This window comes from Amycolatopsis sp. NPDC003731, assembly GCF_053586895.1.
In genome coordinates this window covers 17,246-30,535 of sequence record NZ_JBSFNC010000112.1, presented here as the reverse complement: position 1 = coordinate 30,535, position 13,290 = coordinate 17,246, and the positions used below count along the sequence as shown (strand labels likewise).

At 72.7% G+C, this 13,290-nt stretch carries 9 protein-coding genes; all 9 read left to right on the top strand.

The annotated features are described in order from the left end of the window. Positions 1-2,195 (top strand): protein kinase domain-containing protein (locus ACWDN5_RS34055; protein ID WP_449679180.1); only part of this gene is annotated, 2,195 nt, incomplete at its 5' end. A 10-nt stretch (positions 2,196-2,205) separates the two neighbouring features. Continuing rightward, complete coding sequence (locus ACWDN5_RS34050) at positions 2,206-3,516, top strand: hypothetical protein (protein ID WP_449679179.1); 1,311 nt, start codon at positions 2,206-2,208, stop codon at positions 3,514-3,516. Continuing rightward, a complete protein-coding gene (locus tag ACWDN5_RS34045; RefSeq protein WP_449679178.1) occupies positions 3,513-5,468 on the top strand; it encodes an AAA family ATPase in 1,956 nt (651 codons plus the stop codon). The genes ACWDN5_RS34050 and ACWDN5_RS34045 overlap by 4 nt, the downstream gene beginning before the upstream one ends. 14 nt (positions 5,469-5,482) lie before the next feature. Next, positions 5,483-6,043, top strand: coding sequence for an FHA domain-containing protein (locus ACWDN5_RS34040; RefSeq protein ID WP_449679177.1), 561 nt, complete (start codon positions 5,483-5,485; stop codon positions 6,041-6,043). A gap of 16 nt (positions 6,044-6,059) precedes the next feature. Next, positions 6,060-7,271 carry a hypothetical protein gene (locus ACWDN5_RS34035; RefSeq protein ID WP_449679176.1) on the top strand — a complete coding sequence of 404 codons (1,212 nt, stop codon included), beginning with the start codon at positions 6,060-6,062 and terminating at the stop codon, positions 7,269-7,271. Next, a complete protein-coding gene (locus ACWDN5_RS34030; protein WP_449679175.1) occupies positions 7,268-7,924 on the top strand; it encodes a 4Fe-4S single cluster domain-containing protein in 657 nt (218 codons plus the stop codon). Before ACWDN5_RS34035 ends, ACWDN5_RS34030 begins: the two co-directional genes overlap by 4 nt. 168 nt (positions 7,925-8,092) lie before the next feature. Continuing rightward, positions 8,093-9,025, top strand: a complete 933-nt coding sequence (locus ACWDN5_RS34025) for a hypothetical protein (RefSeq protein WP_449679174.1) — start codon at positions 8,093-8,095, stop codon at positions 9,023-9,025. A 49-nt stretch (positions 9,026-9,074) separates the two neighbouring features. Continuing rightward, positions 9,075-11,798, top strand: a complete 2,724-nt coding sequence (locus tag ACWDN5_RS34020) for a CHAT domain-containing protein (protein ID WP_449679173.1) — start codon at positions 9,075-9,077, stop codon at positions 11,796-11,798. Positions 11,799-11,829: 31 nt separating this feature from the next. Continuing rightward, positions 11,830-13,281: a hypothetical protein gene (locus ACWDN5_RS34015; protein WP_449679172.1), complete on the top strand. Its 1,452-nt coding sequence runs from the start codon at positions 11,830-11,832 to the stop codon at positions 13,279-13,281. Positions 13,282-13,290: the final 9 nt, after the last annotated feature.

Below are 13,290 nucleotides of genomic sequence, written 5' to 3'. Positions count from 1 at the left end.
CGGGGCGGGTACCGCTGGACCGCGGCGCGCCGACCGAATTCGACCCCGGCCGCAGCCGGCCGCGCGGCAGCTCGCCCGGGCTGCCCCCGGGACTCGCCGAGCGGTTCCTGGTCGAGCTCGACATCAGCGGCTCGGGCAACCAGGCGGACATCTACCACGTGGTCCGGCGTTCGGACCACGCGCAGCGCGTGCTGAAGGTGCACCGGCCCGGCTGGCGCCCGGAAGACCGGGTCGTCGAACTCCTCAGCGGCGCCTGCCCCGCCCACGTCGTCGGCTACGAGGAAACCGGCGTCGACAGCGACCGGTTCTACGAGGTCATGCCCCACCTGACCGGCGGCACCCTGCTGGACATGCGGCACCGGCACCCCGCCGGGGTCGCTCCGGACGTCCTGACGGAGATCGTCCGCCAGCTCGCGTCCGGTCTCGCCGAAATCCACCGGGCGGGCATCGTGCACCGCGATGTCAAGCCGGCCAACCTCCTCGTCGGGGGACGCGAGCCGCTCACGGTCGCAATCGCGGACTTCGGCATCGCCGTCCACGTGCCGGCAGGCGAGGACCACCGGGACGACACCGGGGTCGGCACCGTGCCCTACACCCCGCCCGAGTTCGCCGGTGGCCAGATCCGGCCGGCCTTCGACTGGTGGTCCCTGGGCGTCTGCGTGCTGGAACTCGCCACGGGCGAAGCGTTGTTCGCCGGGATCGAGGAGCGGAACATCATCCGCAGCCGGCTCATCGCCCGCCCCCTCGACACCAGCCAGGTCGCCGACGAAGGCATCCGGCTGCTCTGCGACGGCCTGTTGACCATCGACGTCGAAGAACGCTGGGGGACCGAGCAGGTCGGCGCCTGGCTGCGCGGCGAACGGCCGGAGGTCAGCAGGTCCACGCCCCCGGACGCCAAAGCGGCCCGGGCGGCGAAGCCGTACGAATTCGCCGGACAAAAATACTGGGACCGGCGAACCCTGGCCGCGGACCTGATCGAGGACTGGGGACTGTCCCTGTCGGTCCTGTGCGGGGAGGACAACGGACCACGCGACCGGCTGCTCGCATGGCTGGCGACGTTCCCCGACGACGGCATCCACATCCCCGCACCCGCTCGCCGCGTGCCCGCCGACGTCCGCCTGCTGCACCTGATCCGGACGGTGGACCCGACCTTCCCACCCTGGTACCGCCGGTGGAACATCGCGCCCGGCCGCCTCGCCCTGCTGGCGCAGGAGGGTTACGAGGAGATCGTCCCGAGCACGGACATCGTCACGGAGCTGTGGGACCACGACCTGCTCCGCTTGCTCGTCATGGGCGGCGCGACCGAGGACGGCGAAAGCGGGGCCGGGCTCGCGAAGGTCCGCGCAGACTGGCCGGTGGCGCAAAGGGATCTCGCCACGCAGGCGGGCGCTGTGCAAGAACCCGGAGCGCGCCGGGCCGCCGAGCTCTTCCTCCGCGAAGAACGGGGCCGGGCGCTGTCCCTGGCGCTGCTCGCGGCGACGGCCAGCGCCGAGAACAAGCGCGAGATCCGGCGCGCGCTCGACGAGCGGGCGCACGCCTTCGGCCTGGGCTGGTTCTCCGATCTGGTCGCCGAGCCGAAGCACCACTGGATCGCGATGGCCCTCGTGTCCCACGCGGAGGCGGAGTCGGCACGCCTCGCCGACGAAGCCCGCGCGCGGCAGGCCCACGAGGACTGGTTGCGTCGCACCGAAGGCCTGCGTGACTGGTCCCGCCGGCAGAACCGCCCGCAGGCCCTCAGTTACGCCGCCGCCGGGGTCGCCGCGATCGCCGCCGTCCTGTTCGCGCTCGTCGGGCTCAGCGACGTGGTCGGCTTCGCCTCCGACGTCCAGATCGTCGACTCGTGGGTCGGCCTGGCCGCCGCGCTCCTGCTCGGCCTCGTGTCGGAAAGCGTGCTGGCGTGGGACAGCGGCGGGCGGTTCCACCCGGCCTACTCGTTGCTCGGGGCGGGCCGGGTCGCGGCGGGCAGGCTGGCCAGGAGGCTCGTCGCCCTCCGGATCGCCGGCCCGGTGGCCCTGGCGGTCGTGCTGGGGCTGATCGTCCTGACCGTCTTCGCCCCCGCCGTCCTGCCCTTCGCCGTCGCCTTCTCGCTGCTGCCGTGGACGGTCCAGCGGGCCGTGGCGTGGCGGGACCAGGACCGCCGCGAGCGGGAGATCCTGGCGCGCCCGCGCAACGACCGTCCGTCATCCCATCCCTGAGGAGGTAGCCATGAGTTCTGGAACCGTGGCCGTCGCGCCCGTAGGTCTGCCCATCGTCGCGGCGGGGGCCATTGTGGTCGCGGGTGCGCTCGCGGTGACCGCCGGAGCCGTGCTGGTGGCCCGGGCGGTCAACAGCGCAGCCGAAAGCGGGGTTCGCGCGCTCGGCGAATCGGGCGCCCGGCTCGAAGCCGAGATCGCCGCGATCGAGGCCGCGGAAGCGGCGGGTCAGTGGCGGCGGCGCGCGATGGCCGACGTCGTGGCGGTGAACGCCCGGCTGCGCCTGGTCCGCGCACGCGCCGAAGCGGCCGGGATCGCGTTGGTCGTCCCGCGTCCGCTGACGCTTTCCGCCGAGGTCGGTTCCGTCCGCGTGGTCCAGTGGGTGTCCGAAACGGAGTACGAGATCGCCCGGCTGCACAAGGAACTGGACGCGGCCGCGCCGCCGTTGCGGGTCACCGTCACGGCGAAGACCAGCCTGGCGGGCACCGACATCTCGGCCGAGCTGGACCGCCACCGTCGCGCGGCCGGCGACCGGCACACCCGGCGGCCCGCCACCGTCGCGGCCACGTCGATCACCGACGTGATCAGCCTGCTCGACCCGGACGCCACCACGCAGGAACGGGACGAGGTGCTGGCCGATGCCGCGGCCATCCCGGGCCGCAGCGAGCAGTCCGTGTACCTCAGCAGCCTGCGGTCCAAGATCGTCACGACCCTCAACCCGCGCATCGAGCGACGCAGGCTGGCCGCCACCTGGGTGTCGGCGCTGGAGGACGGTCCGCTGGCCGAGGTCGTCGCCGGCATCGACCCGCCGGCTCCGCTGCGCCGGACCGCGACCGCGCTGCGCGAGGTCGTCACGGGAGCGCGCGAGCTGACCGCCGAGCTGCGTTCGGACGCGGTCTGCCTGATGGCGTGGGCCGAGAGCGTTGCCGACCGCAGGTTCTTGGTCGATCTGGTCAGCAAGCACCTGACCGACGACGGCCAGGAGGTGCTGGAAACATTCGAGGGCGACGGCTTCACCGGTCTGCGGCTGGCCCGCGCCGAATGGCAGGACCAGCACTCCATGGTCGTCCGGGTGCGCGACGGCAACCTCGTCGAGCACCACCTCGAGGCGGCCCACGCCCCCACCAGCGACAGCGAGAAGCTGATCGGCGAAGAACGCTGCGCCGTCGCGAACGCGGGCATCCGGGCCGTCGCCGACGCGGCCGCCGCGGCCGGCGTGCGGGTGCAGCTCGCGGAAACCGCACCCCAGGTGTCCGGCGGCCGGGCCCCGGACACTGACGTCGTCACACAGGCGCCGCTGCAGCGGTACAAGGACGGCCGATGACGACCGAGTCCGTCGTGACGCAGCAGCGCCGGGTGCCCGCCTTCGCCGGTGAGATCGCCGGCACGCTGGCGGTGCACTCGCAATACGTGCTGCACGGCAACATCCGCGACTCGTTCCTGGTCGAGGACGGCGGCGCGGTGCAGGTCATGCCGACGCTCCCGCTGTTGTGGCACGTGCTGCGCCCGGCCGGGTTCGACGCGCTGGTCACCTACGACACCGTCGCCGGCCTCGGCGTCCACCCGGGCACGGACGAGGCACACCGGGCCGTGGAACAGGTGCTGGGCACCAACGTGCTGGGCAGGCGGCCGTCCCCGGAACGCCTGCGGGTCCACCTGACCAAGGTGGTCGGGGCAGCCGAGCAACCGCCCCCCGAAACCGACAGCGCGCGGCCGGCCGCGGGTACGCAGGCGGCCTGCGCGGGACGTCCGCCTGCCCGGCTCGCCTTCGTCGTCGACCACGCCTCCCGGCTCGTCCGCTCCCCCACCCAGCTCGACCCCGCCGAGCGCGACCAGTTCCTGTTCTTCCAGAAACTCGCGCTGACCGCGCCCCGGTACGAGTACCCGGGCCGGCCGCGGGCCCTGCACAACCCGGTCATCTGGCTGGTGGAGGGCGAACGGGACCTGCCGGTCTGGTTCACCGCGGGGATCGAGGCGATCCGCACGGTGGCCGCGCCGATGCCCACCCTCGACGACCGCCAGAAGATGGCCGGCCTGCTGATCCCCCTGCTGCCCGAAGCCGCCGAGCCGGAACCCGGCCGCTTGCCGCCGGAAGAGGAGTTCGCGGGCCTCACCGAAGGCATGACCCTCGACTCCATGCTCAAGATCACCCGGCTGGCGGCGGACCGCGGCATGGGCGTCGACCGCATCGCCGACGCCACGCGGATCTTCAAGCTCGGGATCGACGACAACCTCTGGCGGCGGACCAGCGTCCGCGAACAGATCACCAAGGGACAACAGGTGATCGCCGAGCGGGTCCTCGGGCAGGACCGCGCGGTGAGCAAGACCTTGGACATCCTCAAGCGGGCGGCACTGGGCCTGTCCGGCGCCCAGGCCCGCACTTCGGGGCACCGGCCGCGCGGCGTGCTGTTCTTCGCGGGCCCCACCGGCGTCGGCAAGACCGAACTGGCCAAGCAGGTTGCCGAGCTGCTGTTCGGTGACGCGCAGGCCTACCTGCGGTTCGACATGAGCGAGTTCTCCGCCGAGCAGGCCGCCGACCGGCTGATCGGCGCACCGCCCGGGTACGTCGGCTTCGAAGCGGGCGGCGAACTGACCGGCGCGGTGCGCCGCCGTCCGTTCCAGGTGGTGCTGTTCGACGAGATCGAGAAGGCGCACCCACTGGTGCTGGACAAGTTCCTGCAGATCCTCGAGGACGGCAGGCTCACCGACGGCCAGGGTGTGACCACCTACTTCTCCGAATGCGTCCTGGTGTTCACCTCGAACCTCGGCATCATGAAAACCGAGAGAACCGAACAAGGAAAGGACATCACCTACCGCCTGGTCGAACCCGGCGACCCTTATCCGGAGCTGGAGAAGAGCGTCCGCAAAGAGATCCGCGAACACTTCACCACCGTGCTCAAGCGGCCGGAGCTGCTCAACCGGTTCGGGGACAACATCGTCATCTTCGACTACATCAGTCCGCAGGTGGCCGAGCGGATCTTCGAGCTGCAGCTGCGCAACGTGATCACCAAGGTGCGCGCCGAGCTGGGCGTCCGGCTGGAACTGGCACCGCCCGCGCGCGCGGCCCTGGCCCGGTTGTGCTCCTCGGACCAGGAGAACGGCGGCCGCGGCGTCGGCAACCTGCTCGAAAGCAACCTGGTGAACCCGCTGGCCCGGAAGCTGTTCGACGACAACGCCGGACAGGGCGACCTGGTCGAGGTTCTCGCACTGCACCCCGGTGACGAAGACGAAGGGCCCGGCCTGACCGCGCGGATCACCCCGGGCGGCCCCCGATGAGCCGGGTCTGCACCATGGACCGGTCGGAAGTGTTCGGTGACGACCAATCCCTGTGCCCGGTGCACATGTGTCCCCTCGTGGAGGCGGCAGGCCCGGAACCGGCGGCACCCGGACCGGCGCCCGCCGGGGCCGCGGACGGTGCGCACGCGCCAGGCCCGGGCGCCGAGCGGCGGATGGCGTGGAGCCTCGACCGCTGCTGGCGTTGCGGGCAGGAGGCCGCCGCCGGCAACACCCGGTGCACGAGGATGTCCTGCGGCCGTCCGCTGACCCCGCCCGCCCTGCACATCAAGTTCCCCGGCGGGGAGCTTGAGCTGTCGGAAGGGGAGCGCGCCCAGCTGGGCAGGCTGGGCGACCACCGGCAGCTGTTCCGGGAGCACCCGAACGTCTCCCGCGCCCACGCCGTGGTGCGCGTCGACGCCGACGGGGCCGCGTGGGTCGAGCCGCTCCCGACCCCGAACGGCACCTTCCTCAACGACGTCGAGATCCAGCCCGCGCTGCACCGGCGACTGGCGACCGGCGACCGGATCCGGTTCGCCCGCACCGCCGAAGGCGCGATCACCCTCTACGAGCGCTGACCAGGGAGTACCCGCCGTGACCCTTCCCCCGCAGGACCCGCCTCCGATGCGGGTGTTCCGGCGCCGCCGGGCGCCCGCGCCTCCCCTGCCGCGGCTGCCGCAACCGGTCGAAGAGCCGCGCATCCCCGCGGCGGTGCTCATCGCCGAAGCACGGGAGCGCGGGGAGGCCGATGCCCGCCGGCACGTGCGCGACGGCTGGTCGTTCACCGACCCGTTCGCGCCCGCGCAGGACGCCGAGGCAGGACGCGAAGACTACGTGGAGGTCCTGCGCGGGCGCTGTTCCGCCGCGGTCGCCTCGGCCCGGGAACGCCACCTGGCAGTGCTGGAGAGCGTCAGGGCGACGCGCATGCGGCGGGAAGACGCTCGACAGGCGATGGCGGACGCGCGGCGCAGCATGAGCCGGCTGGCGGGGCGGGAAGGCTGGCTGCGGGAACCCGACCTCGATCGGCCGCCGAGCGCCGACGGCTCGCCGCCCGAAGACGAGGTGGCCGAGGACGACCCGGTGTGGGAAGGGGAAACCACCGCGCTCGGGCTCCGCTGGCGGCTGCTCATCCTGGTGGGGCTCGTCGCCACCCTCAGCCCGCTGCACTACCTGGTCTTCCGCCACTTCCTCGACGGTGTGCTGCCCGCGGCGGCGAGCTGGGCGCTGGGCCTTGCGTCGGCCGTGCTCATGGTGCTCGGACCGCACGTCACGGCCTTCCTGCTCCGGTCGTCCCGCGCCACCGGCAGCGATCGCGCTCTGCGCCCGGCGGCCGCGGTGCTGGCCATCGCCTGGGCCACGATGGCGGCGCTGCTGGGCATGGTCGCCGCGGCCGTCGTGGGGGTCGACCACGTGCGGCTGGCGTCCCTCGACATCACCGGAACGACGCTGGTGGCGATGCTGATCGCCGGGTTGCTGGTCGGCGGGTCCGTCTCGTTCATGATCGGCCTGGCCCGCCGGCACCCGTACCAGGAGGCCTATGCGCTGGCCCGGCGGCGGTTCGAGGAAGCGGACGCGGAACTGCAGGAGAGGATCGTGCAGCTCGACCCCGGTTTCGCGGACTTCGACGTGGTGGCCCCGGAAAACGGCGATCGCCAGCCGGAGACCCTCATCGAGGCCGTCCGGGCCGCCTACCGCGCGGCGGAGCACGCCTACTTCGACGCCATGTCGGCCACGATGGGCGACCCGAGCTTCACCGAAGCCGTCGAGCACCGGCTGAGCCTGGTGCGCCGGGAGGACACCGCATGAGCGCGAAGCTGCGGATCAGTCGGACCCACTACCCCGTGCACGCCCTGGGCCCCGGAGCGCGGCTTGCCGTGTGGGTGCAGGGCTGCACCCTGTCCTGCAAGGGGTGCATGTCGCGGGACACCTGGCCGGCCGACGGCGGGGTGGACGTGCCGGTCGCCGAGCTGGCGGGGCTGTGGCGGTCCGCGGTCGGCCGCGGTGCCGCCGGGCTGACGATCAGCGGCGGCGAACCACTGCAGCAGGCGGAAGGCCTGGCCGCCTTCTTCGCCGCCGCGGACGAGGTCCGCCGCGGCGCGGACCGGGAGCTCGACTTCCTGCTCTACACCGGCTACGACGAGGACGAGCTGGACGAACCCCGCCGGGCCGCGGCCGCCCGAGCCGACGTCGTGGTCTTCGGCCGGTTCGAGGTCGCGAACCCGACAAGACTGGTGTGGCGGGGATCGGCGAACCAGCGGATGGTCCCCCGGACCGAGCTCGGCCGGCGCCGGTACGCCGGCTTCCTCGACCACGCCCCCGCCAACGGCCCGCTCCAGCTGGAGGTACGGGACGGCGATCCGTGGATCATCGGCACGCCCCGCCAGGGCGTGCTGCGCAACCTCGACCGGTCGCTGAAGGGGCTCGGTCTGGAGGTCACCGACGTCACCTGGCGGCCCTGATCGGTCCGGTTCCGCGGTCACAGCGGTTTATCGGAGGTGCCCGGCGCGGATCGCCCGCCGCCCGGGTAGGCACTTGTCATCAAAGCCCGGTCGCTCCATCGAAATCGCGGAGAACGGCTCCTAGCTTCGGTTCCACCGGAGCAGTTTCGACCCACAGGAGCCTTTCCCATGGCCGAGAAGGACTTCGTCCGCACCGTTCCCGAGCACGTCCGGCAGCTGGCGAGCCGGGGTGAGCTGGCCGATCGCGTAGCCGCGGCCGACGGCGACGACCGACGGTGCCTGCGGGCGACCGTGTTCGAGATCGCCCAGCCGGTGGTGTTCCGCAACCTCACCCGGAAGCTCGAGCTCAGCCGCGGCCACTACCGCTGCGCCGCCGCGGTCTGCCACCTCGACGACCAGTGCCTGGATCGGTTCCACGACGACATGGAGGCCGTCATCGACGACGTGTTCCGCAACGCCCGGATCCCCATCACGTCGCTGGAAGGCTGGATCCGCCGGCGCCTCGTCCAGGCCACTGTGGACGGTTACCGCCGCCGGCGCAGCGAGCGCGGTGCCCTCCAGCGTCCCCGAGTGCCCCGGTGGCTGGCCGCGGAGCTGGGCGCCGACCCAGTTCTGCTGGCGCTCGCCGTCGGCATCCTGGACTTCGTCGGGACCGACTCCGTGCCGGCCGCGGGGATCTGGCCCTTCGACCGGTGGGCCGAGGACCGCGTGGCCAGTGGCACCGCGCCGTCGGCGGCCCGCCGGGCGGTCGAGCGCGAGACCGCGCTCGTGCTGTCGGCGATGCGCCGGCGGCCCCGGTGGTACGAGAACTACGTGGAACGGCCGTTGGGCCGCAAGCGGCCGCCTTCCGTGCCGGTGCCGCGCTTTTCGGCGGAGGAGGGGGCTGAGCTGCCGGCCGAACCCGCCTTCGGCCAGGAGGAGCTCGACACCCGGCTGGCGCGTGCCGTCGTCGCCGTGGCGGCCATCGACCGGCGGATCGCCGGCGGAGAGCCGCCGGAGGCGGTGGTGCTGGACGTGGTTTCGGCCGTCTTCGACGGCGAACCGTGGTCCGCCGGTCCCGGGGCGGTCGACCGCATCCTCGCCGCCGTGGCCACGCGGTGAGGCGTCGCCCGTCCGTCAAGGGTGAGCAGAACGGACCGAGGAGGCCACGGTGACGAGCGGAGCGGACGTCCCGGCGAGCCCGGCAGCGGTGACGCGCTGCCGGGCCGCCCTGGACGCGGTGGCGGCGGGTGCGGCGGAGCGGCCCGACGTCTCGTCCTTCCTGGCCGACCTGGGCACCTTGCCCGCCGAGGATCCCCGGCGGGGCGAGCTGGCGGCCACGATGATCACGTTGCTGACCCGGGGCGGCGGGGCCCCGCCGATGCGGGTCATGCCGTACCTCGGCCCGCTGCTGGACATGGTGGGCAGTGCGCCACCGCACCTGCTGGCCTGGCCGCAGGCGCGGGCCACGGCCCGCGCCTTCCAGCTGGCGCACGACACCCAGGAGCGGCGGACCACCGCCGCCGTGGCCGCCGCCGAGCTCGACGAGCTCGTGGAACAGCACGGGAGCTTCCCGCCGACGCTGAGCGCCATCGAAAGCGCGCGCACGGGGATCAAGCTCGACACGGCCTTCCAGCGTGGTGACAACAGCAGCAAGATGGCTCTCGTCGAGGAGCTCAAGCAGCTGTTCGACCGGCTCGGTGACGTGCCGCAGTCCGGTCCCATGCGGCAGATGCACGCCACGCTCAGGGATCTGCTCCGCGCAGAGCAAACCGGTGACTGGAAAGCGATCCCCGGCCTCCTCGACCGGATGCGAGAGAACTCGGCCAGCCTGGGCATCGATCCGGCCCAGTTTGCGATGCCCGCCGAAGGCGCGGCGATGCTCGCGCTGCTGTCGGACCCGCAATCCGGACCGAGTGACCTGACCACCGACGAAATCATCCGGCAGTACGCCGGTGACGGCGCCGGTGCCGAGGGCAAGCTCGCTGCCTCCTTCGCTCTCCTGCGCGGCGGCCTCGAAACCGATCTCGACCGCATCGACCGGGCCATCGGGCTGACGCGGGAAGCGGCCGGCGAACCCGGTGTCCTGCAGGACATCGCGCGGCACGGGATCGCCGTCACCTTGTGGCGGCGATCGGAGGTGCTCGGCACGACCGAGGGCCTCGACGAGGCCCAGAAAGTGCTCGAAGATCTCATCCTGGACCTGCGCGGGCGCGGCGGTTCGGGGAATCCGCTGTGGACGGACGTCCACGACCTGCTCCGGCAGATCAAGCAGCGGGTGGGTGACCAGCGCGGATCGGGCGACGTGAGCCTCGAAGCCATGTACCGGTTCGCGCACAAGGCCTTGCTCGAGTCGGATCCGGCGATGGCGCGGGAGGGCCTCCGGGAAGCCGCCAAGCTGGGCATGGACATCGCCCGCACCCGCATGCAGTTCGGCGACTGCGCGGGGGCACTCGACGCGCTGGACACCGGCCGCGGCCTGATGCTGTTCGCCGAGGTCGAACTGGTCGACCTCGTGCCCAGGCTGCGGGCGGCCGGGCGTGCCGACCTGGCACGCCGGTGGGAGACGGAGGGTCCGGCCTCCCCGGGCTTGCGCACCGAGGCGGTCGATGTGCTCGTGGCCGCGGCCGGCGGGGTGGACAAGCTGCTCAACCCGCCGTCGCCGGCGGACATCCGGGCCGCGTTGCGCACCGTCGACGCGGACGCGCTGGTCTACCTCGTCCCCACCGACGAGCAGCAGCCGGGGATGGCACTGGTGGTCCCGCGCGAGGGGCGACTGGCCTACCTGCCGCTGAGTTACCTCGACGTGCGGGGGAAGGCCGGGCCGGGAGGCTACCTGACCGCGCTGTCGCACCTGTCCCGCGAGCTGTCCCCCGCAGCCCAGGCTCCCTTCACCGAGAGCCTGGACGACCTCTGCGCATGGGCCTGGCGGGTGGCCATCGGGCCGCTCCTCGACCGCTACTTCGCGCGGGACACCGCCCACCGCGACCGGGTTCCGCGCATCGTGCTCATCCCGATGGCGGAGCTGGCGGCCATCCCCTGGCAAGCCGCGCGGAACGGCGAAGGCGTGTACGCCGTTGAGCTGGCGGCCTTTTCCCAGGCCGTGTCGGCGCGCGAGTTCTGCGCGAACGCCGCCCGGCCGCCGGTGCGGCTGACGTCGACCGGCCTGGTCGTCGGTGACCCGTACACGGCCGGGCCGGCGCGGGACCTGCCCGCCGCGCGCCTCGAAGCGTTCGAGATCCACAAGGCGTTCCTGCGGGGAGCCAAGTACGTGGGACGCCGTCCGCGCGGCTCGGTGAGCCCGTCCGGCCCGGGTACCGCCGACCAGGTGCGGTCGTGGCTGGCAGCTGACGGTCCCCACGCCGGCGCGGTGCTGCACCTCGCCTGCCACGGCCAGTTCGCCTCCGAAGAAGAACCCGGGAAGGACGCCAAGGCGGTGAAAGCGGCGAAGGCCTGCCTGCTGCTGGCACCGGATTCCGCGGGCGTCCCGGGTGAGCTGGGCGCGGACGAGATCGTGCGGCTGCTGCACGAATCCCCGCACCGGCAGATCGGCCTGGTGGTGATGGCCGCGTGCCACACCGGCCGGTCCATCCACGGGTACGACGAGGCCTACAGCCTCGGCACGGCCTTCCTGGCCGGCGGGGTCCGCACCGTTCTGTCCACGCAGTGGGCGGTCCCGGACGAGGCCACCTCGACGCTCATGTACCTGTTCCACCACTACCAGCGCACGGAGAAACTGCCCCCGTGGCAGGCGTTGCGGGCCGCCCAGCTCCGCATGATCCGCCCCGGCACGCCACTGCCCGAGACCGTGCCCGCCGACCTGCGCAAGCTCGCCGCCGACCGCGACCACGCGGGTGTCGTCGGCTGGGCCGGGTTCGTCCACGCCGGCCACTGACCGAACCCAGAGCAGAGGGAGAAACCCCCGGATGTCCCAGAGCACCGAAAGCATCGACGAACTGCGTGTCCGGCTGGCGGGCCTGCAGGGTCCCTCCAGGATGGAGCCGTTGGGCAACCTGGCGCAGAAGCTGTTCCAGCGGGTGGCCGGCACCCGCCTCGACGCGCCCTCGGCGCGAGCCGACCTCGACGAGGCGATCCGGTGCGGTGAGGAGGTCTACGGTTACCACCGCGACGGCGACCCGCTGCGGCCGCGGGTCGCCGCCTTCCTCGGCTACATGCTCGGCTTCCGCGACCTCCAGATCCGGGGCGGCGCCGACCGCCCGCGAGCCGTCGCGCTGATCGAAGAGGCCATCGCGAACGGGAAGTTCCCGGCCTCCTGGTCGGCGATGCTGCGCGTGCTGCTCGCCCTGCTGCTGATCTCCGAGTCCCAGGACCGGCTGACGGGCATGGTTTCGATGTCACCGGTCGAAATGCTGGCCGGGCGGCGCTCGCCCGCGGCGGTGCCGGAGGTCGACCGTGCCGAAGAGCTTCTGCGGGAAGTGCGGGCGACCTCCGGCATCTCGGCCGATGTGTCGGAGATGGCCGATCTGATGCTGCAGATGTGCGAGCTGATGAAGATGATGCTCGGCCTGGGCACGAAGCCCATGGACCTGTCGGCGCTGGGGGGCATGTTCGCTCGCTTCACCGACCTGCAGCAGCGGTTCCAGGACGGCGGCGCCGGCATCTTCGGGATCATGCGGCAGACACTCGAACCGGGTGCCGGCATCCTCGACATGCCGGCCGACGAAAGGCCGGTGCTCGTCATCGAGGACGACACCGAGCCACCGGCGGAGGCACCGCACGAGCCGGTCACGCCGGTCGCGGTGCCCCAGCCGAAGCGGCACGACCTGCTCCGGTCCTTGCTGGAACTGCTGTCCCTCGAGCAGGACGGCCGCGGCGCGTGGGCCGCGACGGCCCGGCTGCTGCTGCCCGGCTCGGAGTTCCCCGGCGTGGAGACCGTGGACGAAGCAGTCGCCTTGGCCAGCGAGGTGATGGAGAGCGACGAGAGTGCACTGTCCGAAGAGGACAGTGCACTGGCCGGCTTCGTGTACGCCGCGGCGTTGTGCTTGCGGCACCGTGCGGACCCCGAGGGCGACGGCACCGACTGCGTGCTGGGCGCGGAAGCCCTGCTCAGCGCCGTGCGCGCGCTCCCGGCCGGCCACCCCGAAGTGCCCGTCGTGCTGCGCTCGCTGGGCGCGTTCCTCACCACCGAACGGCCGCTGGCCGCGCTGGACGCCGTCGCCGCCGGGTTCACCGGGCGGTTCGACGCCGTGCTGGCCACCGAGAGCCTCCCTGCGGACCTCAAGGCGGAGCTGCACGCACTGCGCTGCGCGTGCCGGGCGGCCTTCGCCGGAACCGAACTGCGCCGGGCGGTCGAGGGCCTGCCCGGCAGCTATCCGTGGCCGGTGTCGCTGAAGGCGGCGGCCCAGCAGCCCGGCTGAGCGCGTCCG